At 61.7% G+C, this 26,597-nt stretch carries 20 protein-coding genes and 3 tRNA genes; 17 read left to right on the forward strand and 6 right to left on the reverse strand.

Features of this window, described 5'->3' with window-relative positions; translation table 11 throughout:
• Positions 1-13: 13 nt before the first annotated feature.
• A complete protein-coding gene (locus AC3EA7_RS17605) occupies positions 14-1,258 on the reverse strand; it encodes an ABC transporter substrate-binding protein (protein WP_488615376.1) in 1,245 nt (414 codons plus the stop codon).
• Between the two features lie 665 nt (positions 1,259-1,923).
• Between AC3EA7_RS17605 and AC3EA7_RS17610 the strand changes: the two genes are divergently transcribed.
• Together AC3EA7_RS17610 and AC3EA7_RS17615 are read left to right on the forward strand one after the other, a co-directional pair.
• A complete protein-coding gene (locus AC3EA7_RS17610; RefSeq protein WP_488615377.1) occupies positions 1,924-3,465 on the forward strand; it encodes a UDP-N-acetylmuramoyl-L-alanyl-D-glutamate--2,6-diaminopimelate ligase in 1,542 nt (513 codons plus the stop codon).
• A 50-nt stretch (positions 3,466-3,515) separates the two neighbouring features.
• Positions 3,516-4,562, forward strand: a complete 1,047-nt coding sequence (locus AC3EA7_RS17615) for an ABC transporter ATP-binding protein (RefSeq protein ID WP_488615378.1) — start codon at positions 3,516-3,518, stop codon at positions 4,560-4,562.
• Positions 4,563-4,841: 279 nt separating this feature from the next.
• On the opposite strand, the gene AC3EA7_RS17620 is transcribed toward AC3EA7_RS17615, so the two are convergent.
• A complete protein-coding gene (locus AC3EA7_RS17620) occupies positions 4,842-5,819 on the reverse strand; it encodes an acetylxylan esterase (RefSeq protein ID WP_488615379.1) in 978 nt (325 codons plus the stop codon).
• Between the two features lie 246 nt (positions 5,820-6,065).
• On the opposite strand from AC3EA7_RS17620, the gene AC3EA7_RS17625 reads away from it, so the two are divergent.
• Genes AC3EA7_RS17625 through AC3EA7_RS17635 form a run of 3 tightly spaced genes read left to right on the forward strand, consistent with a single transcriptional unit; the run spans position 6,066 to position 8,482 of the window.
• The gene (locus AC3EA7_RS17625; protein WP_488615380.1) at positions 6,066-6,977 is read left to right on the forward strand and encodes a S1C family serine protease; all 912 of its coding nucleotides are present in this window, start codon (positions 6,066-6,068) and stop codon (positions 6,975-6,977) included.
• Positions 6,978-7,871 carry a S1C family serine protease gene (locus tag AC3EA7_RS17630; RefSeq protein ID WP_488615381.1) on the forward strand — a complete coding sequence of 298 codons (894 nt, stop codon included), beginning with the start codon at positions 6,978-6,980 and terminating at the stop codon, positions 7,869-7,871.
• A complete protein-coding gene (locus tag AC3EA7_RS17635) occupies positions 7,868-8,482 on the forward strand; it encodes a helix-turn-helix transcriptional regulator (RefSeq protein ID WP_488615382.1) in 615 nt (204 codons plus the stop codon). The genes AC3EA7_RS17630 and AC3EA7_RS17635 overlap by 4 nt, the downstream gene beginning before the upstream one ends.
• 302 nt (positions 8,483-8,784) lie before the next feature.
• On the opposite strand, the gene AC3EA7_RS17640 is transcribed toward AC3EA7_RS17635, so the two are convergent.
• Positions 8,785-9,387 (reverse strand): HAS-barrel domain-containing protein, encoded by a 603-nt coding sequence (locus tag AC3EA7_RS17640; protein WP_488615383.1) that lies wholly within the window; start codon positions 9,385-9,387, stop codon positions 8,785-8,787.
• A gap of 145 nt (positions 9,388-9,532) precedes the next feature.
• Here AC3EA7_RS17640 and AC3EA7_RS17645 point away from each other — a divergent pair.
• The 4 genes from AC3EA7_RS17645 to AC3EA7_RS17660 all read left to right on the forward strand — a co-directional run bounded on the left by AC3EA7_RS17645 (position 9,533) and on the right by AC3EA7_RS17660 (position 13,282).
• Positions 9,533-9,609 (forward strand) — tRNA-Glu (locus AC3EA7_RS17645).
• 8 nt (positions 9,610-9,617) lie between these two features.
• A tRNA-Asp gene (locus AC3EA7_RS17650) sits at positions 9,618-9,693 on the forward strand.
• Positions 9,694-10,101: 408 nt separating this feature from the next.
• Positions 10,102-11,913, forward strand: a complete 1,812-nt coding sequence (locus AC3EA7_RS17655) for a bifunctional metallophosphatase/5'-nucleotidase (protein ID WP_488615384.1) — start codon at positions 10,102-10,104, stop codon at positions 11,911-11,913.
• A 163-nt stretch (positions 11,914-12,076) separates the two neighbouring features.
• Positions 12,077-13,282, forward strand: coding sequence for an aspartate aminotransferase family protein (locus AC3EA7_RS17660; RefSeq protein ID WP_488615385.1), 1,206 nt, complete (start codon positions 12,077-12,079; stop codon positions 13,280-13,282).
• Here AC3EA7_RS17660 and AC3EA7_RS17665 read toward each other — a convergent pair.
• Positions 13,277-14,137 (reverse strand): class I SAM-dependent methyltransferase, encoded by an 861-nt coding sequence (locus AC3EA7_RS17665; RefSeq protein WP_488615386.1) that lies wholly within the window; start codon positions 14,135-14,137, stop codon positions 13,277-13,279. The genes AC3EA7_RS17660 and AC3EA7_RS17665 overlap by 6 nt on opposite strands.
• Before the next feature lie 246 nt (positions 14,138-14,383).
• Between AC3EA7_RS17665 and AC3EA7_RS17670 the strand changes: the two genes are divergently transcribed.
• A complete protein-coding gene (locus AC3EA7_RS17670) occupies positions 14,384-15,877 on the forward strand; it encodes an aldehyde dehydrogenase family protein (protein WP_488615387.1) in 1,494 nt (497 codons plus the stop codon).
• Positions 15,878-15,893: 16 nt separating this feature from the next.
• On the opposite strand, the gene AC3EA7_RS17675 is transcribed toward AC3EA7_RS17670, so the two are convergent.
• Positions 15,894-16,301, reverse strand: a complete 408-nt coding sequence (locus AC3EA7_RS17675; RefSeq protein ID WP_488615388.1) for a PIN domain-containing protein — start codon at positions 16,299-16,301, stop codon at positions 15,894-15,896.
• On the reverse strand, positions 16,294-16,521 hold the full coding sequence (locus AC3EA7_RS17680) for an AbrB/MazE/SpoVT family DNA-binding domain-containing protein (protein WP_488615389.1): 228 nt from the start codon (positions 16,519-16,521) through the stop codon (positions 16,294-16,296). The genes AC3EA7_RS17675 and AC3EA7_RS17680 overlap by 8 nt, the downstream gene beginning before the upstream one ends.
• A 211-nt stretch (positions 16,522-16,732) precedes the next feature.
• Here AC3EA7_RS17680 and AC3EA7_RS17685 point away from each other — a divergent pair, with 211 nt between their 5' ends.
• The 7 genes from AC3EA7_RS17685 (at position 16,733) to AC3EA7_RS17715 (ending at position 26,541) form a co-directional block, all read left to right on the forward strand.
• Entirely contained in the window at positions 16,733-17,977 is a 1,245-nt protein-coding gene (locus tag AC3EA7_RS17685; protein WP_488615390.1) for a L,D-transpeptidase, read from the forward strand.
• Between the two features lie 95 nt (positions 17,978-18,072).
• On the forward strand, positions 18,073-20,388 hold the full coding sequence (locus tag AC3EA7_RS17690; protein WP_488615391.1) for a RelA/SpoT family protein: 2,316 nt from the start codon (positions 18,073-18,075) through the stop codon (positions 20,386-20,388).
• A 943-nt stretch (positions 20,389-21,331) separates the two neighbouring features.
• Positions 21,332-22,678, forward strand: coding sequence for a phosphomannomutase/phosphoglucomutase (locus tag AC3EA7_RS17695; protein ID WP_488615392.1), 1,347 nt, complete (start codon positions 21,332-21,334; stop codon positions 22,676-22,678).
• A gap of 241 nt (positions 22,679-22,919) precedes the next feature.
• Positions 22,920-23,004 (forward strand) — tRNA-Leu (locus AC3EA7_RS17700).
• A 351-nt stretch (positions 23,005-23,355) separates the two neighbouring features.
• Positions 23,356-23,898, forward strand: a complete 543-nt coding sequence (locus AC3EA7_RS17705) for a hypothetical protein (protein ID WP_488615393.1) — start codon at positions 23,356-23,358, stop codon at positions 23,896-23,898.
• 69 nt (positions 23,899-23,967) lie between these two features.
• The gene (locus AC3EA7_RS17710) at positions 23,968-24,687 is read left to right on the forward strand and encodes a glycerophosphodiester phosphodiesterase (protein ID WP_488615394.1); all 720 of its coding nucleotides are present in this window, start codon (positions 23,968-23,970) and stop codon (positions 24,685-24,687) included.
• Positions 24,688-25,170: 483 nt separating this feature from the next.
• Positions 25,171-26,541, forward strand: a complete 1,371-nt coding sequence (locus tag AC3EA7_RS17715; RefSeq protein WP_488615395.1) for a C40 family peptidase — start codon at positions 25,171-25,173, stop codon at positions 26,539-26,541.
• The last annotated feature ends 56 nt before the right edge of the window (positions 26,542-26,597 follow it).

The raw sequence follows: 26,597 nt of genomic DNA on the forward strand, positions 1-26,597 counted from the left end.
GGATGGATGCCTGCTATTGCACCGTCGCGCCGACGACAGTGGGCCACTGGCTCTTGATCATGTCGAAGGCGGCATTGATCTGGCTTCCGGTCGGGAAGCCGACCGGGGCATCGGTCTTCGGCAGTTTATCGAGCAGATCCTGTGGGATCAGCCCTGCTTTACGCATCGCCTCGAACCGCGCCGGCGTTGCGTATCCTTTCAGCCAGATCAACTGACCCTCATCGGAGTAGAGAAACTCCATCCAGAGACGGGCGGCATGCGGGCGCGGCGAGTAGGCGCTGATTGCCTGAACGTAGACGCCGGCCAGCGAGCCGCTCTTTGGCACAACCACTGCGATGTCAATGTTGCCTGCGTTCTGGTCGCGGTTTCCCAGAGCATTATAATCCCAGCGCAGCGCAATTGGCGTTTCGCCTTTGGCAATTGTCGCGGGTTTGGCGACCACCGGCAGCAGATTGCCTGCCTCGTTCAACTGCTTGAAGAACTCCAGCCCCGGCATCGGATTATCGAGCGAGCCGCCATTGCCAAGCGCCGCAGCCCACACGGCATTGATCGCCTGCCCGGAACCGGTCGGGTCGCCTGCCAGCGCCACCTGCCCCTTGTACTCCGGCTTCAGCAGATCCGACCAGTCCTGCGGGATGTTGCTGACCACCTGGGTATTCACCTCGAACGCCATGACGCCGTAGTAATCGGCGTACCAGAACCCTTCCGGGTCTTTCAGCGAAGCAGGAATCTCGTCCCACTTCTCGACCTTGTAGGGCTGAAGGAGGCCATCTTTCTTCGCAATGTCGCCCCAGGTGAACCCGACGTCGATTACATCGGGGGCCTGCGGACCTTTGCTGCCGGCGTTGGCTTTGATTGCCTCGATCTCCTGCGCCGAACTGGCGTCGGGATTGAGGTCTTCGTGCTTGATGAAGGGATATTTCTCGAGGAACTTCTGCTTCATCTCGCCATAGTTCGCCCAATCGTCCGGCAGGGCGATGGTGGACAGATTCCCTTCTGCGCGCGCCAGTTCGATCAACTTCTCCATGCCGCCGGCGTCCGCAGCGGTCAGTGGACCGGCGGCGGGTGGCGACGGGAGTTGGGCAGGAGCAGTTGCTTCGGCGGCGGGTGCAGTGGTTGCCGCCGGCGCGGTTGGGGCTGATGGGGCTGATGGGGCTGCCTGACCGCAGGCGGCAAGAATGGCGCCTGCGCCCGCGCCAACCGCTGCACGCAGAAAAGCCCGGCGCGATCGGCGCCAGTCTCTGGTTTCCGTACTCACTCTCTTCTCTCCTTGTCATTCAGGGAACATCTGCAACGTGCGCTGCATGGCGGAGCAATGGCGCGTCATCAGACGAGGGCTACCCGCGATAACGCACCAGAATGCAATGATGGCATCCAGCACACCAGCAGAGTATAGGCGGAAAACATCAAGGTTCAGTGATACTTGTGTAAACATTGTATTAAGCGCACGAAAAAGTTCCATCGCCGGATTGACAGGCGCGCCCATCCCCTCTATACTGCCGTGCGCAGCCGTTATGGCGATGAGACACGGATGCGCACGGATGACGACGGATTGGTGCGGATTGTGCGGTGCGTTCCATCGCATCGGTGAAGCGAAAATGCTTAGAGCCAATACCTTTCAAATAAGCTCGCACAAAGGCGCAAAGGCACAAAGATGCCGCACCTGAACTCCGTCGATGATGGCCCGTCTTCCTTATTTAGCAGGACTTACACGGTGGCGCGTTTTTTAGCCCTGCAGAGCCTGCGACAGCGTGACGCTCCCGATCAAGCAAGGTTGCGGTGTGGCGGCTTTGCCGCCGCACCGCACCACAAAAGAAGATAAGGACCGCTCTGCCGAAGGCAAAAAGAGCCGTCATACGGCTCATCCGTGAGGTGACCGCGTCACTTCTGTTATTTGAAAGGTATTGCACCTAGAGCGGCACTATGCAGCTACACGACCTTCTGCGAACCATCGGCGCTTCTGAGCATCTGCCGCGCGCGAACCCGCATATCACCGCCATCGTCTACGACTCGCGCGCGGTTACGCCTGGTGCGCTGTTCGTCGCCTACCGCGGCTTCCACACCGATGGTCACACCTACATTCCGCAGGCAATCGAACGCGGTGCGGCAGCCGTTGTCTACGAAGACCCGGCGTGGGACGACCGCATCCCGGTTCCATCGTTGCGCACGCCGAATGCGCGCGTTGCCCTCGCACCGCTCGCAGCAGCGTTCTACGGTTGCCCGGGACGCCGGATGCGCGTTGTCGGCGTGACCGGCACCGACGGAAAGACGACGACCACGTTTCTGACCAGCGTGGCGCTCGAGGCAGGCGGCGCGCTCACCGGGCTGATGGGCACAGTGGATTTCAAAATCGCCGGGCGCATGTGGGCGAACGATTCGCGCCAGAGCACGCCAGAAGCGCCGGAGGTGCAGGCGCTGCTGCGCACCATGGTCGATGCTGGCTGCTCGTATGCGGTGATCGAGGCGACATCGCATGCGCTCTCGGCGCGCTGGAACCGACTCGCCGGCTGCGCCTTCGACATTGCCGTGCTGACGAATGTCACCCAGGAGCACCTGGATTTTCACGGCACAGTCGAGCAGTACCGCCGCGACAAGGCGCGCCTGTTCGAGATGCTGGCGGAGTTCCGCGACGCCGATGCGCCCCATAAGCAGCGCAAGATCGCCGTGGCGAACGCCGACGATCCCCATCACCGCATGTTCCTCGACGCCGCTCCAGCATATGCCGAACGATTGACCTATGCGGTGCACGCCGATGCTGACGTGCGGGCGGAAGCGGTCTGCTCAACGCGTGACGGGCTGCGTTTTCGGGTGACGACGCCGTGGGGCGCTGCCGACGCACGTCTGCGACTCACCGGCGATTTTAACGTCTGGAATGCGCTGGCGGCGCTGACTGTTGCGTGCGCCGAAGGCGTGCCGCTCGATGCGAGCCTTTCAGCGCTCGAACGTGTACCCGGCGTGCGTGGACGCATGGAACGGATCGAGGCGGGGCAACCGTTCACTGTGCTGGTCGACTATGCCCACACCCCCGGAGCATTCGAGAAATTGATGCGCATTGTGCGTCCCCTGACCGCCGGGCAACTTATTGCCGTCTTCGGCAGCGCCGGAGAACGCGACCGCGCCAAACGCCCGTTGCAGGGCGAAATTGCCGGGCGTTTCTGCGACCTCGTGGTGCTGACCGACGAGGACCCACGGCTGGAGGACCGTGAGGCGATCATCGCCGATATCGCGGCTGGCGCGGCAGCCGCCGGTAAACGCATCGGCGAGACCTGCCTCTGCATCCCGGATCGCGCCCTTGCCATTCGCGCTGCCTTTGCGCGCGCTCGCCCTGGCGACATCGTGCTGCTCCTGGGCAAAGGGCACGAAGGGAGCATTATCTACGGCACAACGCCGATGCCCTGGGATGAAGCGGCAGAGGCGCGGCGCGCACTGGCGGAACTCGGCTTTCGTGTCTCGTCTGCATTTTAAACAATTTCTCCTTGACAAAGTGCGAAAATAAGGGTACGCTACCATTCAGTATGAGTGCATTAGAACACGCCATCGAATTGCGCGCCGTCAGTAAGTGGTTTCAGCGCGACACGCCTGCCGTTGACCATGTATCGTTGCAGGCGCCGCGCGGCGCGTTGCTGGCGCTGCTCGGACCAAGCGGGTGCGGCAAGACCACCACCCTCCGCCTGATCGCTGGTCTCGAAACGCCAGACACCGGCGAGATCGTGCTGGCAGGCGAGCGAGTCGCAGGCGGCGGTGCGTGGATTCCGCCAGAGCGGCGGCGCGTAGGGATGGTCTTTCAGGATTATGCGCTGTTTCCCCACCTGACGGTGCGCGAGAATGTGGCATTTGGTCTCAATGGACGTTCCACGCGGGAGCGCGTGGCGCGTGTGAACGAACTGCTGGGGCTGACGGGTCTCGCCGATCTGGCCGATCGGTATCCGCATCAACTATCGGGCGGGCAGCAGCAGCGCGTGGCGCTGGCGCGCGCGCTTGCGCCCGATCCGCAGGTCATTCTGCTCGACGAGCCGTTCTCGAACCTCGACGCCGTGCTGCGCAAGGCGACGCGCGAAGAAATGCGGCGCATTCTGCGGCAATCGGGCGCCACTGCGGTCTTCGTGACGCACGATCAGGAAGAGGCGTTCAGCATCGCCGACATTGTTGCGGTCATGCGCGAGGGCGTCATTGAGCAGATTGGCGCACCGCACGAGATCTACCTGCGTCCAGCAACCCGCGCTGTCGCCACGTTTGTCGGCGATGCGAACTTCGTTCCGGCGCGCGCCTCCGGCCGCTGCGCCGAATGTGTGCTCGGCAGGGTGCCGCTTGTCACTCCGCGCGATGGAGCAGTGGAGGTGATGGTGCGCCCCGAAGCGCTCGATCTTTGCCCGGACGCCGCCGGTTGCGGGCTGATCGAAGAGATTGTCTTCTTCGGGCACGACCAGTTGATCGGCATTCGCATGTGCGATGGAACGCTCATTCAGGCGCGCACCGGTCCGCGAGTCGATATCGCTCCTGGCGCGCGGGTCACTGTCCGGGTGCAGGGCGAGGCGGTGGCGTTTCCACGTGCCGAGAACTGAGAACTGAGAACTGAGAACCGAGAACTGAGAACTGAGAACCGAGAACTGAGAACTGAGAACCGAGAACTGAGAACCGAGAACTGAGAACTGAGAACCGAGAACTGAGAACCAGCGGTTAGGGATTAATTAAGGGTTAGATCGCCTGTCTTCACCATCCGCCTTCAACCTTTCCGCTCAGCACACCGGCGCGCGGGCGGGGCGCCCGTGGACGGGTCACAGACCCGCCCCGACGTTGGCGCGCGGGCGGGGCGCCGACCCGCCCCTATAATATGCCTGCGTTCAACATGCGACCATCACCTCTCGCAAAAACCGGATCTTCTCCTGATTCTGGAACGTGCCGCCGCCTTCGTGCTGGTTGTAGCGGTAGACGCGGATCTCCTTCGGACCGGCGTAATGATTGTAGGCGGCGTAGACCGTTGATGGCGGACAGACATCGTCCATCAGACCTGCTGAGAAGAGGGCTGTCGCCTGGGCGCGTGCGGCGAAATTGACTCCATCGAAGTAGCTTAACGTCTGGAACACCGATTCGACCCGGTCGCGGTGCACTTTGCAGTAGCGCGCAATCTCGAAGTAGGGGTTGGCGTCGCTGATCTCGGTAGCGCGGCGGTAGTGACAGAGAAATGGCACGTCCGGCATAGCCGCGTGGACGTCGTGCACCAGACCGGCGACCGCGATTGCGATCCCGCCCCCCTGGCTGCCGCCGGTCACCGCAACGCGCGCAGCATCGACGGCAGGATGCGCGCGCGCTGCTTCGACTGCGCGCACGGCGTCGGTAAAGACCCGGCGATAGTAGTAGGTGTGCGGGCTGGCAATCCCACGAGTCATAAAGCCAGGGTGGTGCGGATTCGACCCTTCCGGCTCAGGATCGGGCGTGTCGCCCTTGAGCCATGCGCTCCCCTGCCCGCGCGTATCCATCACCAGATGCGCATACCCGGCAGCGCTCCAGAGGAGCCAGTCCGTCGGAAAACCGCGCCCGCCGCCATAGCCGATGTACTCCACGACGCAGGGCAGCGGGCCGGAACGGTGGCGCGGCAGCAACAGCCATCCCTTGATTGGCTGGCCGCCGTAACCGCGAAAGGTGACATCGAAGGTTTCGACCGTCGCCAGCCCGGCGTCGTATGGCTCAAAACGCGCATCAAGCGGATAGGTGCGCGCTTCATCGAGCGTCGCCCGCCAGAATGCATCGAAATCGGGCGGCTCCTCGCGCGGCGGACGATACTGCTGCAACTCATCGAACGAGAGGTCGAAGAACGCCATACCGGTCTCCTTTGTCTGTCTCTGCAACAACGTCGCTGCATTATAGGGCAGTCCGGCGCCTGCCCATTCTTCCAGGAGTCATCCCACGCATTCTGGTGATGCCAGGTTGCGTATCCGCCTGTATGATTCACCCGGGCAACACCATGGCGGAACCACGATACGCTGGCAAACGCCGCCTGGTAGCGCAGGAATCCCTGCGCTGGCTCCAGTTTGTGCTCAAGACACAATTCCAACAAGGAGAAACCCATGACCTCATCTTCCGGCGCCGACCTGATCAGCGCCCTCTCGAACCAGATGGCAGACGCCGTTGAACGCATTCGCCGTTCACTGGTCACGGTCAACGGCAGACAACGCCAGTCGGCAAGCGGCATCATCGTCGCAACCGACGAAGTATTGACGGCAGACCACGTGCTCGAACGCGATGACGATCTGACGATCCAGACCGACGATGGCCGCACCCTGGCGGCGCGTCTGGTTGGACGGGACCGCACGAGCGACCTGGCGCTCCTGCGCATCGATGGACTTGGCGGCGACACCGCTGCCCAGGCTGATGCGCCTGCGCGCGTCGGACAGTTCGTGCTCGCGGTTGGTCGTCCCTCTCCAGGCGGACCAATGGCAAGCCTGGGAGTCGTCAGCGCCGTCGGCGGACCGTTGCGCACCCGCCGCGGCATGGTCGAGCAAGTCATTCAGACCGATGCCACTCCCTACCCTGGCTTCTCCGGCGGCGCTCTGATTGACGTCACAGGCGCAGTGTTGGGGCTATTCACCACCGGACTGATCGGCGGCGTCGCGCTGGCAGTTCCGGCGCCGCTTGCGTGGCGCATTGCACACACCCTGGCGCACCAGGGGCACATCCGACGCGGCTTCCTCGGCATCAGCAGCCAGCCGGTCACGATTCCGCAGGGGCAACGCGCCGGACGCAACCAGGAACGCGGCTTGCTGATCGTGCGCGTCGAGCCGGATAGCCCGGCGGCTCACGCTGGTCTCCTGATCGGTGATATTCTCGTCAGTCTCGATGGCGTGGCGCTGAACGACACTGACGACCTCCAGGCGATGTTGAGCGGCGACCGCGTCGGCGCAACGGTTCCGGCGGAAGTCATTCGCGGCGATACGCTGGTCACCCTATCGGTGACGATTGGACAACGTAAGAGTGCATAGATGATGACCCAGGTGTTTTATCATTCACCTGTCACTGCCGGGTTCGCCGATCTCGCCGAACGCACCCGGCGGAGCGTCGTGCATCTGCACGGCGCAAACAGCGGCAGCGGAACAGGAGTGGTCTGGCAGCCTGGCGGCGTTGTGCTCACTAACGATCACGTGATCGCCGGAGCGGGCGGCGTGTTGCGCGCGCAGACGCTCGACGGGCGCGACCTGCCGGTGACGGTGACGGCGCGCAATCAGGACCTCGATCTGGCGGTGTTGCGCGTTCCCGCCGACGATCTGCCGCACGTCGGCGTCGGCGACTCGACAAAACTGCGTGTGGGCGAACTCGTCTTCGCGATCGGGCATCCGTGGGGGCAGCCGTGGGTTGTGACCGCCGGCATTGTCAGTGGGCTGGGCGCAGCAGAGACGCGCAGCGGCCAACGGATCGACTTCATCCGGTCCGATGTGCGGCTGGCGCCGGGCAACTCAGGGGGACCGCTGCTCGACGCACGCGGCAAGGTCATCGGGATTAACGCCATGGTCCTTGGCGGCGATCTCTCGGTGGCGATTGCCAGTCACATCGTCGAACAGTGGCTGAACCGCGCGCAGGGGCGGCGTGTCCGCCTCGGCGTCGGGGTGCAGCCGGCGCCTGTGCCGGCAGGATTGTTGAACGGGCGCATTCACGGACTGCTCGTGGTCAACATTGAGCCTGGCAGTCCGGCGGAACAGGCAGGAGTGATGGTTGGCGACCTGCTGCTCCATGCTGACGCGGTATCCCTGGAACGACCGGAAGACCTGCGTGTCGCACTCCAGCGCGCAGTGAGCGCGACAGTTCGCCTCCAATTACTGCGCGCCGGCGATATTCGCGTGATCGACGCGCCCCTGAACAGGGCAGTGCAGGAACAATGATACACGTCCTGATTGTCGCTCCCACGCCAGCGCTGCGCGCCGGGTTGCGCGTACTGCTTGCTGAAGCGAATGTCGAGATCGTCGGCGCTATCGGGTCGATCGCCGATTCGGCAGGCATTCCTGCTGCGACCGATGTCATCATGGCGGCGGATGAGAGCGTGCTGACCAATGCCGATCAGGTATTGGGGGAAGAGCCGCGCTACGCAGCGCTGCTCCTGACCGACGACGCACGGCAGGCGGACGTTGTGCGTCGCCTGCCGTTGACTGCGTGGGGCATGCTGACACACGATGTCAGCGCCGCAGAACTGGCAGCGGCGCTTCACGCCGTCGAACAGGGGCTGATCGTCCTGGCGCCGGAACTGGCATCACGCCTGGTCCACCATCGTCCAGAGCCGGTTGAGGAGCCTGTTGGCGAACCTCTCACAGCACGTGAACGCGATGTGCTCGAACTGGTGAGCCAGGGGCTATCGAACAAACAGATCGCCCAGAAATTGCAGATCAGCGAACACACCGTCAAGTTCCACCTGTCGTCGCTCTTCGCCAAACTCGGCGTTTCGAGCCGCACCGAAGCGGTCAATCGCGGCGCGCGCCAGGGGATCATTACCTTATAATAGAGCGATCAGCCAGATGTTGCACAATAATGGTCCGTGTTGACCGTCGTGCGGCGGACGCTGGCTTCGACCGGCTCAGCCAACCTCCGCCGCGCATCGCTGACGCACGTTCGACGGTGTGGAGCGACTTCGGAGGTTGGCTTCGACTGGCTCAGCCAACCTCCGCCGCTCCACGTGATCGTTCTACAAGAGCCTGCCCGGAAAAGATCGTTGGGCAGGCGAAGGCAATGCCTTCACTACCCGGCTCAGCGCGAATCCGTCTTGATCCGTCTGCATCCAGGTTCCACAGGTATAAAGCGTCGTCAGGGACGGAGCCGACGCAGGATCGCCGTCAGGCGGTCGTAGTCATCGTTGAGGAGCGCAGCGATCTCGCGCCCGGCTCGCACCAGAAATGCACGCTCATCGGGAAACGTGCGGGCTGCCAGGCGCAGCGCCGCCGCCAGCGCCTCGTCACCGGGGATCTGCGGCATAAACAGCACCGTGCGGAAATAATCGGTCGCCTGATTGAAGCGCGCCACCTCATCGGCATCACACTCGTAGACGCTGTAGTGCACCGGCGGCGGTTGCGGCGGCAGAAATTGACGGATCTCGCCGCGTTCCACGAAGCCGACAATTACGGCGGAAAACTCGGTCTGCAATACTTCCGCCAAATCGGGATGCTCGTGATAGATCGCGGCATCATACACCTCGCGCCCGGCATACGTCCGCCCGCGCACCACCGCGCGCGCGCCGATGTCGTGGCTACCGGTGCGGATGTCGTACACCAGACCGTAGATCGCCGTTGATTCATCGCGCGCCTGGGCGCGCACCAGGGCGCCAAACGGCGGCGCCTTCAGCAACTCGTAAGCGCCTGCCGTGAATTCCGTGCTCGTTGCTTCGATCACTTCCGCAATGCGCATCGGCATATCCGCTCCGCTCGCTTCCAACAGGTTCGACGCCAGCGAGCAGTATATGCCCCTGGCAGAACCATGTCAACTTGCATTGTTCGGTAGATGCTGGTATAATAGCGAATGCTGGGGCCGCAGGGAGTTCGGGCCAGCGGAAAGAACAGGCCCCATCGTCTAGCGGCCTAGGACGCCACCCTCTCAAGGTGGAGATCGCGGGTTCGAATCCCGCTGGGGTCACCAAAACATACGGGCCCGTGGTGTAGCGGTTAACATGGAGCCCTGTCAAGGCTCAGAGCGCGGGTTCGAATCCCGTCGGGCCCGCCAATTGCGGCGGCAAAAAGGCTCACCGAAGTGAGCCTTTTTGATTCTGGAACTCTACCCGCCACGGCAGGCTGGTTCGAAAAAGTTGCCGCATGTGCAGCGTGATTCGTCACGCTCGAATCACCACCCCCACAAAAGAAGACAAACGCCGATCCGCCCAAGGCAAAAAGTCCGTTACGCGGCTCGTCTATGAGGCAACCGCATAACCCGCGCCGTTGACACAACCGGTGATCCGGCGCCGGCTTGCGTATGCATAGTGCCTTCAGCAAACCAGCAGCCGACATATATGCCATATCAGCAGTCCAGCGTGCAAAGAATGAGCACGAAATATGGTATAGTACTCGCGCCCCATTTTCTTGTCCGCTGCAAGCGGTTTAAGTCGAGAAGAGCCAGAGGAGAAAGGACATGTCGATGCCCACGATCTCGCGACGCACGTTCGTGAAGACGATGGCGGTTGGATCGGGAACGATCGCCTATCTGGCGACAGCGCTGACGGTGCACGGCGCCGGCCCGGAAGTCTACACCCTGCGCATTGTGCATACCAACGACCACCATGCGCGTATCGAGCCGGTGTTCAGCGGCAACAATCCCGTTCACGGCGGCGTCTCGCGGCGCAAGACGCTGATCGATGCGATTCGGAACGAAGGCGGCAACCAGTTGTTGCTCGACGCCGGCGATGTGTTTCAGGGCACGCTCTACTTCAATCAGTATCGCGGACTGGCAGACCTGGAATTCTACAACGCACTCAAGTACGACGCAGTAGCAATCGGCAATCACGAATTCGACATCGGGCAGGCGCCTCTGGCGGATTTTGCGCGTGGTGCGACCTTCCCGTTGCTCAGCGCCAACATTCAGACTGAACGCTCATCACCGTTGTTCGGGCTGATCAAGCCGTGGGTCGTCATCTGGGTCGGCGGTCAGCCGATCGGGATCATTGGCGTCACGACCGAAGACACGCCGGTGCTCAGCAACCCCGGTCCTGGCGTAAGGTTCACCAACTATATCGATGCCGTGCGTCTGGGGGTTGAGTCGCTGCGCCGCGACGGGGTTAACAAGATCATCGCGCTCACCCACGTCGGCGTCCAGGCGGACCGTGAATTGGCGCGTCGCGTGGACGGCATCTCGGTCATCATCGGCGGGCACAGCCATACGCCCATGGGTCCGATGGTCAATCCCCAGACGCCTGATCGCCCCTATCCCGAAGTCATCGCCTCACCTTCCGGCAAACCGGTGATCCTGGCACACGACTGGGAATGGGGGCGCTGGCTCGGCGACCTGACGATCGGCTTCGACGCCAATGGCGACATTACGCGCGTGGTTGCTGGGCGTCCTACCGAAGTGCTGCCATCCATCACTCCAGATGGCGGTTTCGAGAACCGCATCCGAACCTTTAAGGGTCCCCTGGATCAACTGCGCGCCACGCCGGTTGGCGAGACGCGCGTTGCGCTGAACGGCGCCCGCGCTGATGTACGCGCCAGGGAAACAAACCTGGGCAACCTGATTGCCGACGCGATGCTGGCAAAAACGGCGCCAGCCGGTGCACAACTGGCAATTGCGAATGGCGGCGGCATCCGCACCAGCATTCCCGAAGGGCGCGTCACGCTTGGTCAGGTGCTGGAAGTCATGCCGTTCGGCAATACGCTCGTGCTCCTGACCCTCACCGGCGCGCAGGTCAAGGAGGCGCTCGAAAATGGCGTCAGCCAGGTGGAACAGGTTGCCGGGCGCTTCCCGCAGGTTGGCGGCATGCGCTATAGCTGGAACGCCTCGGCGCCAGCCAGGAGCCGCGTCACCGGCATCCAGGTCGCCGACGGCAAAGGCGGCTTTGTGGCGCTCGACCCCAACGCCACGTACCGCGTGGTGGTGAACAATTTCATCGCTGGCGGCGGCGACGGCTACAGCGTACTGCAACAGGGAACGAACAAGGTGGACACCGGGTTCCTCGACGCCGATGTACTGGTGGAATACCTGCAGGCGCGTTCGCCGGTCAGCCCGCAGGTCGAAGGGCGCATCGTGCAGGACGGCACGCTGCCGGGCGCGGCGGTTCCGGCGCCTGCACCGGCTGAAACGCCAGCCGCATTGCCGCGTACCGGTGGCGAGTCGTTGCCGGCATGGTTGCTGGCGCTGGCGGCAGCCGGGGCGATTGGCGGCGGTCTGCGGCTGCGCGAACGCGCCGCGCGCGTGGCAGCCGCCAGCGAACGTGAGACCATTGAGGTCGAATCGTAGGGGCACGGCGGCGCCGTGCCCGCGCCGGTACCGCGCCCATCGCCCGGCGAACGCAGGCAATGGCACGTAGGGGCGCGCCGGTGGCGCGCCCATAGGACGGCGCCGCCGTGCCCACGCGCATGCCAATGCGCCTATAAAGGTCGGTTGCACACGAGAGGCTATTATGACCACTACTGACATCATCGCCGCTGAACAACGCTACCTGCTGCAAACGTATGCCCGGCCGGGCTTCGTGATCGAGCGGGGCGAGGGGTGCTATCTCTACGACAGTGAGGGCCGCCGCTACCTGGATTGCGTTGCTGGCATCGCCGTGAATGCGCTTGGCTACGGCGACCCCGACGTGGCGCGCACGATCAGGGAGCATGCCGATGGTGTTATTCACCTGTCGAACCTGTACCATTCCCGCCCCGCCGTCGAACTGGCGCAGGCGCTGGTCGAGCATACACTATGGGCCGATCGGGCGTTCTTCTGCAACAGCGGCGCAGAAGCCGTCGAAGGCGCGCTCAAGTTCAGCCGCCGCTACGCGCGCGACATCCATGGCGAGGGCAAAACGACCATCGTTGCGTGCACCGGTTCGTTCCACGGGCGCACAATGGGCGCCGTGGCGGTCACTGCGCGCGAGAAGTATCGCCAGCCGTTCGAGCCAGTGATGCCCGGGGTGCGTTTTGTTCCTTTCAACGATAGCGCCGCCGCTGCCGCCGCCATTACCGGCGATGTGTGCGGCGTGATCGTCGAGCCGGTGCAGGGCGAAGGCGGTCTCAGCGTGGCGACGCCGGAGTTCCTGCGCACGCTGCGCGAACGGTGCGATGCGGTCGATGCGCTCCTGATCTTCGACGAAATCCAGTGCGGCATCGGGCGTACCGGCACGCTCTGGGCGCACGAACCATACGGCATTGCGCCCGATATCATGACCATCGCCAAGCCGCTCGGCGGCGGTCTGCCGATTGGCGCGATCCTCATGCGCCAGAAAGTCGCGCAGACCATCCACGTCGGCGATCACGGCACGACGTTCGGCGGCGGTCCGTTCGTCACTGCGGTTGCGCACACCGTGTTCCGCAAAATCGCCGATCCGGCATTCCTCGTGCATGTGCGCGAAGTCGGCGACTATCTGGGAGAAGCGCTGGCTGACCTGCAGGCTGCCCATCCCGGTGTTGTGCTGGAAGTGCGTGGGCGCGGTCTGATGCGCGGCGTCGTCATCAATGGTCCCGCCAGCGCGGTGCGCGAAGCGGCGCACAATGAAGGGTTGTTGATCGCCACGGCAGGCGACGACGTGCTACGCCTGGTGCCGCCGTTGATCCTGACCCGTGCTCAAGTCGATGAGGCGGTCGACAAACTGGTGCGTGCGCTCAAGGCAACCATCACCCTATGAACCATCCCGCCGCGCCGCCAATCCCAGCATCATCGGGATGACCGGGCGCTCCGGCGGCGGTGCAAACCTGCCGCCGGGCAATGTCGCCGTTCCCTCGAATGCGGGGAAACCGTTCGCATAGGGGTACTCGCGCAGCGTCTCCAGGCGCAGACCGGCGTCCAGCAACGCCGATATCAGGTCTGCCACACCCCAGAGGAACTCGTGTGACGGATGCGGATTGCGGAAGTTCTGCACCCCTTCCAGATAGCCAGACGGCGTCAATGCAGCGCCTGCCCACGCCACGTAATCGCCAATCCCCTCATCGAACGACCAGAGCCGGCCATTGCCGTAGCTGTGAGCAACGGTATGCCCCTGGTCATCGAGCATCATCAGGAATGGATGAAACTCGATCATCACGAAGCGTCCGCCGGGCGCCAGCACCGCCGCGATCCCGCGCGCCCAGGCGCGCAGGTCGGAAAGCCAGCACAGAAAGCCATACGAACTGAAGACGATGTTGAACGACTCGCCGCGTTGGGCCGCCTCGTCGAGCCAGTCGTACACATCGGCGCGGTGGAATGTCGCCGGAATGCCCGACTCATCGGAGAGACGCCGGGCGAAATCGATCGCTTCATCGCTGATATCAACGCCGGTGACGTGCGCGCCGAGCCGCGCCAGGCTGAGCGTGTCCTGCCCTGCATTGCACTGGAGATGCAGCAGTCGCTTCCCGCGCACGTCTCCCAGCAATTCCAGTTCTTCGGGGAACAACGTGCTGCCGCCGTCGCGCAAAAACTGCGCCTGATCGGCTTTGTGACTGTTGTGCGCCTTCGTCGCCTCATTCCAGGCGCGGCGGTTGATTTCGTGGAGATCTCTGCGCATTGGAGCGCCTCCTTCACATCACATCAGCACCCGTGGAGCGGCTGACGTGGGCTGAGCCTGCCGAAGCCCACGCCCGCGCCACCGTCGGCTGCGCCTGTCGAAGCGTGGGCTGCGCCTGTCGAAGCCCACGCCCGCGCGGACGGGCAACCCGTGCTATAATCGCACCGGTTCAGCAGCATCTGCCAGAGCAATCGAGCGCGCTCACTCCGCACCATTGCCGCGCTCGCAGTTCAAAGGAGAACACATATGTCAACCTCTCCAGTATACCAGAATCTGATCGGCGGCAAGTTTGTCGATTCCGCAAGCGGACGGACGTTCGAGAACCGCAACCCGGCGGACACGCGCGACATTATCGGCATATTCCAGGATAGCGATGAGCGTGATGTGCAGGCGGCAGTCGAGGCAGCGAAGCGGGCATACCGCTACTGGCGACTGGTTCCCGCACCCAAGCGCGGCGAGATTCTGTTCAAAGCCGCGCAGTTGCTTGTCGAGCGCAAAGAGCAGTACGCACGCGACATGACCCGCGAGATGGGCAAGGTGCTCAAGGAAACACGCGGCGATGTGCAGGAAGCCATCGACATGTGCTTCTTCATGGCGGGCGAAGGGCGGCGTCTCTACGGGCAGACGACCCCCTCCGAAATGCCGAACAAGTTCCAGATGTCGGTGCGCCAGCCGGTCGGCGTCTGCGGGTTGATCACGCCGTGGAACTTCCCGATGGCGATTCCGTCCTGGAAGATCCTGCCGGCGCTGATCGTCGGCAACACCGTGGTCATCAAGCCCGCCTCCGACACGCCACTGTCGGTGTACAACCTGGTGCAATGCCTGCTCGACGCCGGCATCCCCGATGGCGTGGTCAATATCGTTACCGGCAGCGGCAGTCGCGTCGGCGAGCCGCTCATCCGCCATCCCGATGTTCAGGTCATCTCCTTCACCGGCTCGACCGAAATCGGCAGCAAAGTTGCGCGCGTCGGCGCCGAAGGGATGAAGCACGTCTCACTGGAGATGGGCGGCAAGAATCCAATGATCGTGATGGACGACGCCAACCTCGATCTGGTCGTCGATGGCGCGATCTGGGGCGCCTTCGGCACAACTGGTCAGCGCTGCACGGCCACCTCGCGGCTGATCGCCCACCGCGCCGTCGTTGGCGAGCTGACCGAGCGCCTGGCGGATCGCGCCGAGCGGCTGAAGATCGGCAACGGACTCGATAAAACCGTCGAGATGGGACCATCGATCAACCAGAGCCAGCTCGAGACGGTGCAGCGCTATGTCGCAATTGGCGCGAGCGAAGGGGCGCGCCTGGTCGTCGGCGGGCAGACGCTGCGCGACGGCGACTATGCTTACGGATTCTTCCACCAGCCGACAATTTTTGCCAACGTGCAGCGCACCATGCGCATCGCCCAGGAAGAGATTTTCGGTCCGGTGCTGTCGATTATTACCGTCGACAGCCTGGAAGAGGCGATCGATGTCGCCAATGACGCACCCTACGGCCTGTCGTCCGCGATCTACACCCATGACGTGAATGCCGCATTCCGCGCCATGCGTGACCTCTACACCGGCATCGTGTACGTGAATGCGCCAACGATCGGCGCGGAGATTCATCTGCCCTTCGGCGGCACCAAGGGCACCGGCAACGGTCACCGCGAAGGCGGCATTCAGGTGCTCGACGTCTTCAGCGAGTGGAAGTCGATCTACGTCGATTTTTCGGGCACGCTCCAGCGCGCGCAGATCGACAACTACTGATGGAAGCGACGCGAACTTATGTCGTTTTGTAGGGCAACGCCTCCATCTGAACCTGATCGGACAACGTCTCGAACTCAGGATCTTTATGGAGCAGGATTGCGTTCGCCCGTATCGCATAGGCGGCAATGATTGCGTCCGCCAGTGATACGCGATATGCGGCTTTCAAGCGTGCAGCCGTCAGCAGCGTCGCCTCTTCGATCTGCCACGTCAGCGTAACGGGGAGCACCCTGATGAGCGCATAGCGGCGCTCCGCTTCTGCAATGCTCTGCTCTTGCTGCGTAATATAGGCGATTTCAAGCAAACTCACCCACGAGATGATCACGGAGCAGGTGCGTAAGACTTCTTCCACGCGCGCCGCACCTGCTTCATCCTCGATGAGAGTGAAGAGGGCTGAGGTATCCAGAAGATACTGTTGATCACTCACGTTGCCGATCCGCCTGTCGCGCTGCCAGAAGCCGTTCCACCAGGCGTTGGCCCCGCCCACTCCCGCGCAGAACACTGATCGGATCATGCGCGACCGGAATCACACGGATGCTTTCGCCATCGTCAATCCAGACCAGATAATCGCCCTCTTGAATATGATACCGTTTGCGGATAGGAGCGGGAATGACCGTCTGACCTCGTTTCGTTACCGTCGTTTGCACAAGCATCCTCCAAAAAATCAGATACTTCATGAATATACAAGATACTTCCACTTTTCGCAAGATACAAGGCGGATTGCCTTGATGAACCGTGTGCGGAAGCGCCCAACACAGCGATATCGCGTCTTTCACCATACCGTAACCTCCGATACACCCCAAAAGAGGTATAATGAGAGTGATACAACGTCCTGCGCTGCGAGAAGCGAGGCGCACCATGATCGCTCGACCCTGGCATGCACATCTGACAATGATCGGCGTGGTGGCGCTGACAGCGCTGGCTATCGTCGCCCCTGTCGAACTGCGCGCGCGGCAGCGTCCTGCAGTCGCTGATTTTGCGCCGCTCATGACTCCAGCCGAGGCGCAGGCGGTAGTCGCTGCCGCGCGCGCCGCCGAACGTGCAGAACGCACCGAACAGATTCAGCAGCAACCGGGTGGGCAGGAGGCGGTTCCACTGCCAGCGGTGCAGAACATGTACTTCGCATCGTCTGGTTTCCACATCAGCGATCGCACCGGCTTCCTGAGCTTCTGGCGCAGGAATGGCGGCGAACTAGTCTTCGGGTATCCAATCAGCGGCGAAATGGTCGAAGATGGGCGGATCGTCCAGTATTTCGAGCGTGCCCGTTTTGAGTACCATCCGGAGCATTTGGGAACCGACTACCAGGTGATGCTGTCACTCCTCGGCAGCGAACTGACCCAGGGGTACGATTTTCCCGATGGTGAACCGACGCAGGGACGAATCTACTTTCCCGAAACGCGCCACACGCTCGGCGGGAAGTTCCTGAAGTTCTGGGAGAAACGGGGCGGGCTGCGCATCTTCGGCTATCCGATCAGCGAACCGTTCGAGGAGATCAGCCCGATTGACGGTCAGGCGCGCATCACGCAGTACTTCGAGCGCGCACGCTTCGAGTACCATCCTGAGAAACTGCCAGCGTTCTATCGCCAGATGGAACGGGCGAACGGCATCACGCTTGCAGGACTCTACGAAGTCCAGTTGACCGATCTGGGACGGCAGGCGCTGCAGCGCCAGGGGCACACGCCGCAGTCCGTCGGTCCGATGCCCGGCGCGCCGGTCTGGTCGTCGGCATTGTTCGAGCGACGCATCGAAGTGAACCTTTCAACGCAGATGCTGACGGCATTCGAGGGCGACACGCCGGTGTATCGCGCCCCGGTAGCCACCGGACGCGATGGTTTCAACACGCCAGCGGGAACATTTGCGATTTACGCCAAACTGCCGATGCAAACGATGACCGGCTCGGCTGGCGGCGAGTCGTGGTATGTGCCCGACATCCCATGGGTACAGTATGTCGTTGGCGGCGTGGCGCTCCACGGGACCTACTGGCACGACGCCTGGGGGACAGGAGTGCGCATGTCACATGGGTGTATTAACCTGAATATCGACGACGCGGAATGGCTGTATCGCTGGGCGGACATTGGAACTCGGGTGGATATTATTTACTGAAAGCACGAATTTTTTCTTGACAACCCCTCCCCTTCGTGCTACTCTGACCTGTACTATCCTGTCGGCCCTCTGCCGCCGCGTCGCAAGGCAGCACTATGGACTCACCAGCAACACTCGCGGTGAGCAGTGGCGAAGTCGCCACCGACTCCTCTGTTCGTTCAACGCGCCGTACCAATGCCGCGCCGCAATCCACGCTACGTCCGAATTCCGAGTTTGCCCACAGCCCGGTCGCCGATGAACTCGTTGCACGGCTCAAGAACTATCAGCGTCAGTCGAATAACAACGCTGAACAGATGGCGCGTAGCGAGGCGCTCGTGCGCAATGCATATGCGATTGCCTGCGAAGCGCATGGGAAACAGAAGCGCGACTCGGGCGAGCCGTATATCGATCACCCGGTCGCCGTCGCCCGTATCCTGATCGACCTGCAACTCGATGCCGCATCCATCGCCGCCGCCCTGCTTCACGATGTCCTCGAAGACACCCTGGTCACCAAAGAACAACTGACCGCGCTGTTCGGCGCAGAGATCGCCAACCTTGTCGATGGGGTGACAAAACTCTCGGCGCTGGAGGCGCGCACCCGCGAAGAGGCGCAGGTCGGCACCTATCGTAAGATGTTCATCGCTATGGCGGACGACCCGCGCGTTGTGCTGGTGAAACTGGCGGACCGTCTGCACAATATGCGCACGGTCAGTTCGCTCTCTGAAGAGCGGCAAAAGCGCATGGCGCGCGAGACGCTCGAAATCTATGCGCCCCTGGCGCATCGCCTCGGCATCTGGCAGATCAAGTGGGAACTCGAAGACCGCGCATTCGCCGTTCTCAACCCCGAAAAGTATCAGGAGATCAGTCGGCAACTGGCGCTGCGCCGCGATGCGCGCGAACGCCTCGTGCATCGCGTCATGCAGCGCCTGCGCCAGGTCCTCGAGAAAGAGAAGATTAAGGCGGATATTACCGGGCGCCCCAAGCATATCTATTCCATCTATCGCAAGATGGAACGCAAAGGTGTGAGCCTCGATCAGATCTACGACCAGCTCGCGGTGCGGGTGATCGTCGATACCGTCGCCGACTGCTACCGCGTGCTCGGCCTGGTGCATGCAACATGGCCTCCTGTTCCCGGCGAGTTCGATGACTATATCGCCATGCCGAAAGAGAGCATGTATCAGTCGCTTCACACCACTGTGCTGATACCCGGCGGGCAGCCATGTGAGATTCAAATCCGCACCCACGAGATGCACGAAGTCGCTGAACGGGGCATTGCGGCGCACTGGCGCTATAAAGAAGGGTTTGGACGCATCGATGCGTCGTTCGAGAGCAAACTGGCATGGCTGCGCGGCTTGATCGAGTGGCGGCGCGACTTGACCGACGCCCACGAGTTCGTCGATTCGTTCAAAACCGACGTGCTCGAAGAACAGGTGTATGTCTTCACCCCCAAGGGCAAAATCATCGACCTGCCGGTCGGGGCGACACCGGTCGATTTCGCATACCGCATCCACTCCGATGTGGGGCATAGTTGCGTCGGCGCAAAAGTGAACAATCGTATCGTCCCGCTCGATTATCAACTGCGGAATGGCGAAATCGTTCATATTATGACCTCGAAGACGCCGCGCGGTCCGAGCCGCGACTGGCTCAACTTCGTCAAGACGAGTGGCGCGCGCAACCACATCCGCCGCTATTTCAAGCGCCTCGACCGGGCGGAAAATATCGCCGCCGGACGTGAACTGCTCGAAAAAGAACTGAAACGCCTTGGTCTGTCCGTGCCATTCGAGGAAATCGTTGCCATCACCGGTCTCAAGTCGATTGATGAGGTGTTTGCCCAGATCGGCAGCGGCGATAGTACTGCGCGCCAGGTGGCGCAAAAAGTCCTGAGCCATCGAATGCCCGCCGGGGCTGACGACCTGGCGGATATTCCACAGGTCGCACCGCCATCCGAACGCGCTACCGATACCAGCATCATCCGGGTGCGCGGCATCGAAAACGCGCAGGTGCCAACACGCCTGGCGCGTTGTTGCAACCCGGTGGTCGGCGAGCCGATCGTCGGTTTCGTGACCCGTGGGAAGGGTGTGACGGTGCATCGCGCCGATTGCCGCACCATCCTGAATGAACGCGACCGGGCGCGGCTGGTGGAAGTGACATGGGGCGCCGGCGCACCCAAACAAGGGTACCCTGTCCCGATGCGGATCGAAGCCTGGGATCGCGTCGGGCTATGGCGCGACGTGTCGGGGGCCATTGCTGACGCCGGCATCAACATCGACGTGGTCGAACAGGTCCCAACCCGTCGCCCCGGTCGCGCGGTTCTGGCGGTAACCCTCCGTATTCAAAGCATCGCCCAACTGACCGCCATTCTCGACAAACTCAACCGTCTCCCCGATGTCATCGAAGCGCGACGCGAGCAGAACGCTGCGCTGTCGTCGTAATGCATCGCTGCGGGCTGAAGCCCTTGCTGAGGAAGCGGTTCGACGGTGCACTCCGCACGCGGTTTGACCGTGCTCACCGCAAGTGAAAGCCCCTCCGGGGCTGGTCCGCGCGCCGGGTGTTTTGGCCTGCGCCGACGCTTTCCCACTCGTGCAGGCGGGTGGCCGGCTGGAGGCCCATAGGCGCGAATTCATTCGCCAGCCTGCATACCGAATTTAGAGCCTGTCCGGGAAAGCTCGTTGGGTAGGCGAAAGCAATGCCTTCTCCACACGTCCACTTCTATGGACCCCGCCTCGTTATCGAGGGAAAGCTCGTTGGGTAGGCGAAAGCAATGCCTTCTCCACACGTCCACTTCTGTGGACCCCGCTTCGTTATCGAGGGAAAGCTCGTTGGGTAGGCGAAGGCAATGCCTTCGCCACACGTCCACTTCTGTGGACCCCGCCTCGTTATCGAGGGAAAGCTCGTTGGGTAGGCGAAGGCAATGCCTTCGCCTACCCGGTCGCACTTCAGTAGCGATTTTTCGGATAGGCTCTTAATGCCTAACGTTCATAAGCCACAGGCTATGGAAAGCGAAGCCCGCCTTTGCGGATTCGACCGGATGTAACGTTATCAGTCCGCAGCGTCAGGATGCCTGTCTGACCGATCTGGCCTGGACTCGATGTTGCCGCCTGAACGTGAATGGCGCTGCAATCACTGGTATAATCTCATGCGAGCCGTATCATGGAGGAGAGGGTTTCTTGAGAACGACAGACGCAAAGATAATCGTAATCGATGCGATTCTTTGCGCATCTTCGCGTGAAACCTTCTTGAGGGATGCTGGACAGTCGTCAGGGCGGGGACGCAGACCAACGGAATGTTGAGGAACCGGTGGCTGGGCAGGCAGGTCTGCGACCCGATCCGACGACAGACGATACCGGGTCATCACCAAGGGAAAGGAGGGGGAGTGTGCAGATCGCGCCTGGCATTTTCAAGGCATACGACATCCGCGGCATCTATCCAACCGAACTGAATGAGGAGGGCGCTTACGCAATCGGACGCGCATTCGTCACATTCCTGGGAGCGCGCGAGGTGATTGTCGGGCACGATATGCGCCTGTCGGGACCGGCAATCTTCAGCGCGGTGACGCGCGGCATCATGGACCAGGGCGCAGATGTGGTGAACATTGGGCTGGTGAGCACCGATCAGTACTACTTCGCCTGCACCCGCCTGGGCCTGCCGGGGATGATGGTCACGGCATCGCACAATCCGAAGCAGTACAATGGCTTCAAGATGGTGCGCCAAATGCCGTACCTGCTCAGCGGCGCCGAAGGCATCCAGGATTTGCGGCGCATCGTCGAGAACGATGCCTATGCCCCGGCGACGCGCACCGGCAGCATGCGCACGCTCGACCTGTCGGACGAGTTTGTGGAGTTTGTTCTTGGTCTGATCGACATCAAACCGCTGCAACGCCGCCGCCTCAAAATCATCGCCGACACCGGCAACGGCACGGTTGGACCCATTCTTCAACGCATTTACGAGCGCCTGCCGATCGATTTCATTGGCATGTACCTGGAACCGGACGGCAACCTGCCAAACCACGGACTCGACCCGCTCATGCCGGAGAACCGCGCCGAACTCGAGCGGCGCGTCGTTGAGGAAGGAGCAGATGCAGGGTTTGCCTTCGATGGCGATGGCGACCGCTTTTTCGTCATCGACGACCGTGGACGCTTTGTATCGGGCGATTTCTTCACGGCGATCCTCGGGCGCTACCTGCTTCAGCGCGCCCCCGGCAGCAAGATTGTTTACGATGTGCGCGCATCGTGGGCGGTACGCGATCTGATCAGCGCAGCGGGCGGCATTCCCCTGATTGAGCGCGTCGGACATGCATTCATCAAGCGTCGTATGGCGACTGAAAACGCGCTCTTTGGCGGTGAGGTCTCGGGGCACTATTACCTCCGCGATTTCAACTTCGCCGACTCGGGGATCATTCCGTCGCTATTCGTCATGGAGATGCTGGGAAGCAGTGGTCAGTCGCTCTCGGCGTTGCTGGCGCCGCTGGAGGAGAAATACTTCATCTCTGGTGAAATCAATTCGACGGTCGCCAACCCGAAGGAGCGTCTCGAAGCGCTGGCACACGCCTACGCCGACGGCGTGATCGAATGGATCGACGGTATTTCGGTCACGTATCCGACGTGGCACATGAATGTGCGCGCCTCGAATACTGAACCACTCATACGCCTGAACCTGGAAGCCACAACCCGCGCAGAAATGGAAAGCCGCCGCGATGAGGTCCTGGCGATCATCCGCGGGTAAGCGGGCGCGTTGAACGTTCAACGTTGAACGTTCAACGTTCGACCCTTTTCATGCTTGAGTCCACTGCACAAAGGCTTCACCACCAAGGACACGACGCGCACGAAGGTGAATACACATGAAGCGCATTTCCTTTGTGTCCCCTTGTGACCTTCGTGGTTCGTGACTACAGCTTTTTGCAGTGAAGTCATGGTTGCATCCTGCGTCAATGATTGGTACAATCGAACGGGACGCCTCTGCTTCAGGGGACGTGGTGGAATCGGCAGACGCGCAAGTCTTAGGAACTTGTGGAGCAATCCGTGAGGGTTCGAGTCCCTCCGTCCCCACCATCACCGGTTAAGATCCAACAACCTGTCCGGGCGAGATGCTCGCATTGTGCGCGCACACGCGCATTTCATGGCATCGGAATGAAGAAATTGTCGTTTTATCCCGTGGAATGGCGATGCTTGACTCTCCTTGATGAACCATCTATAATGCTAACCACTGATTAAGATTGTGAATTATGGCGCAGCGTCAAAGAAGGAGCGCCTGCCATGCGAAGCGAAGCGCCAGGTGAATACGGAACAGCGTGAAGCGGCACAGATGTGTATCAGTCTGTGCCGCTTTGGTTTTATCAAGCGCGCGGAAGACAGGCAATGCAGTGATAGCTTGCCTGCAAGCACTAGATGAGGAGGCGGGATATGCACTCGGACTTGATCGGAAAGATCGAAAAAGCCCGGCATTACGCGGAAGAACCGGAACGCATCGCTATCGATGAAATCACGGTTCGTTTTCACGGGGGCAACAATGATCACATCATTCGGCTTGCGAATAATCGCTGGTCGTGCGATTGCGAAGTATTCCACCTGCGCGGCGTGTGCGCGCACGTCATGACGCTGCAGAAGGTGCTGGCGCCGATGCTGTCTGCCGAGGCGCGTGAGCCGGGCCCCGTCATTATCCATTCCGAACTGATCAGCATGATCGAGAAGTCGCGCCGCTATATGCACGAACTCGACCGGATCGAGATCCAGACACTACGGGCGCGCTTCCGTGGCGATAACAACGACCATGTTCTGGCGCTGACCGAAGCAGGATGGTTGTGTGATTGTTCGACCTTCCGCATATGGAACACCTGCGCACACGTTATGGCGCTCCAGCGCATTCTGGCGCCGATGTTGCCTGCTATTGCCCGTGAGCCGGGTATGGTTTCCGTCGAGGAGCATCTCGTCAGCGTTCTGAGCTGAATCCCGATCGCCGCCACCGCTCCCCGCTCCGCCAGGAGCGGGGATTTTATTGTCACGAGGAATGATGCTATGACTCTGGTGATCGCTCATCGCGGCGCATCAGCGTATGCGCCGGAGAATACGATGCGCGCATTCGAACTTGCCGCCCGTCAGGGCGCCGATATGTGCGAACTCGATGTGCAACGCACCGCCAATGGCGTGCTGGTAGTGTTTCACGACGAGACAACGGCGCGATGGGAAGCGCAAGGACAGCACGTGGAGCACTGCACGCTCGCCGATCTGCACCAACTCGACATTGGCGGCGAGCGGATCGCCACCCTGGCAGAGGTGTGCGCCTTTGCCCGCGAACGGGGCATGCGGTTGAATGTTGAACTCAAAATGCGCGGCATCGGCGCCGACGTGGTACGCCTGCTGCGCCATGAACGGGTGGTCGATCAGGTGCTCGTCTCCTCATTCTGGGACGAAGCACTTGCAGAAATCGCGGCAGTTGCACCCGATATGCCGCGCGCCTTTCTGATGGGCATTCCGACATTCCGCCCCGATGTGCGCCTGCGTGAAAGCTGGCCCTTTCTGGATCTCAAACGGGTTGGCGCCGTCGCCTGGCACCCCGCCTGGCAGATTCCACTGCTTGATCACGTGGCGCCGATTGTGCAACGCGCCGGGTATCGCGTCCATGTCTGGACAGTCAATGACCCTGATGAGATGCGGCGTTTCCTCAGGCTCGGCGTGGATGGCATCATAACCGATACGCCTGATGTACTACGACGGATGGTTTCGGTTGCCACATAAAAACTTGACGTAATGAAGGTTATGGTTTATATTCGGTTAATAGCAGGCGTTTATCTGCCTGGTGGTCGCGGGGTCTGTAATACCATAGCAACCAATGTCGCACTATTCGTTTGCGTTTTTTAATACCCTATGGTACACTCGCGCCATCGTGTCATCCGTTAACGATATTCCCTGTTTCCGTGTATGGCGGTTCGGTTTGGTAGAACCGGGCAGGGCGTTGTACATGGCGCAGGGTATACCGTCAGGAGATGCTCCATGATTGAGCAAAGTCATCGAGGTATGGCGTCGGACCCTTACAGCCTCGAGTCGCTTCAGCGCCGTGCACTTGCCCGAAGGCAACAACGATTATCACTCACAGGCGCTCTCGTCACTCAATGGCAAACGGTTCGGTCCACCCGGTTTGGCTCTCCCTCTGCGCTTTTCTCACGTCTTCCGGCTCGCATTATTCTCCATGCGCTGGTCGTTCTGCTTCTCCCTGTCGCTATGCTGCTCTCACAGCTGCGCCCGGGCGTGCTGGCGCCAGCCGCCTCAGCGCCAGCCGCATCGACGGAAGGGAGCGAATTCACTGTGCCGCTGGCGCCAATCGACCTCGACGCGACGATTGGCGATGCACCGCTCGACGATACCGGCGACCTGCCGGTGCCGCTCTCGCTCATTTCGCGGAGCGAAGCGCTGGCGCCGATCATCGTCCCTGCAACGGTGGCAGTGGAGCGCGCCTACCTGCGGAATGGACCCGGCACAGAGTATGACGCGGTCGGGCGCATTTCCGGCGCTACACCGGTGCAGGTCATCGGTCGCTATGGCGACTGGTTCCAGATCCGCGAGCAGGCCGGCGGCCCGATCTACTGGATGTCGGGTGAAGTGCTCGACATTTCCGAAGCCGCCTCGTACACATTGTTCGAGGTGCAGGAGAGCGCCATCCCGCCGCCGCCGCCGCCGAAGATTGCCCTGGTGCGCGAAAGCGGCCTGCAACTGCGCGACGGTCCCGGGACGAATTATATGCCGATGACGACCCTGAAACAGGGTATGCAGATCGAACTGTACGAAATCTATCAGGACTGGTTCCACGTCGGCGCGCCCGGCGGTCTCGATGGATGGGTGAAGGCGGAGTTTCTGAATGTCGATCCCTCTGTGGTCAAGCGGTTGCTGGTCGCTGAAACCATTCCCGATCCGAACCCGGCGCTGGTGGGCGTGATCGCGGAAAACAGCGTCAATCTGCGCAAAGGACCCGACTCGCGTTATGATCGCATTGGCCGGATCGACGCGGGTGTGCAGGTCGATCTGATTGGCAAGCACAAGGACTGGCTGCGGGTGCGATTGCCCGATGGCACGAAAGCCTGGGTGTTTCGTGATCTGATCAGCACCACGGCGCATGTGCTGCGGCGCGTGCCGGTCAGCCGCGATTTCCCGGCGTTGCCGGTGAGCGGTGGTCGTCCCGGCGCAAGCCCCGGTCTGGCGAATATTCCAGCCAGCGGCGATGTCGCCAGTTTTGCGGTTCAGTTCGTCGGCTCGCGCTATCGCTGGGGCGGTTCAAGCCCGGCAACCGGCTTCGATTGCAGCGGGTTCACCAGTTATGTGTACCGTCAGTTTAGCGTGAGCCTGCCGCGCAGCGCGGCGGCGCAGTTCAATACCGCATACGGCGCGTCGGTCGGTTCAATGGAAAATCTGGCGCCCGGCGACCTGGTGTTCTTCCGTAATACCGGCGGGCGGCGCGGGATCAGTCATGTGGCCCTCTATATCGGCGGCGGGCGCATGGTTCACGCGATGACGCCACGCTACGGCGTACAGGTGTCGAGCATTTGGGAATCGTACTGGACATCGCGCTACTATGGCGCTATCCGGGTGCGTCGGTAAGCGCCGCTCCGCCCGCATAAGTGTAGCAAACGCCCGTGCATCTGCGGCACGGGCGT

It is taken from the genome of Roseiflexus sp., from assembly GCF_057785375.1.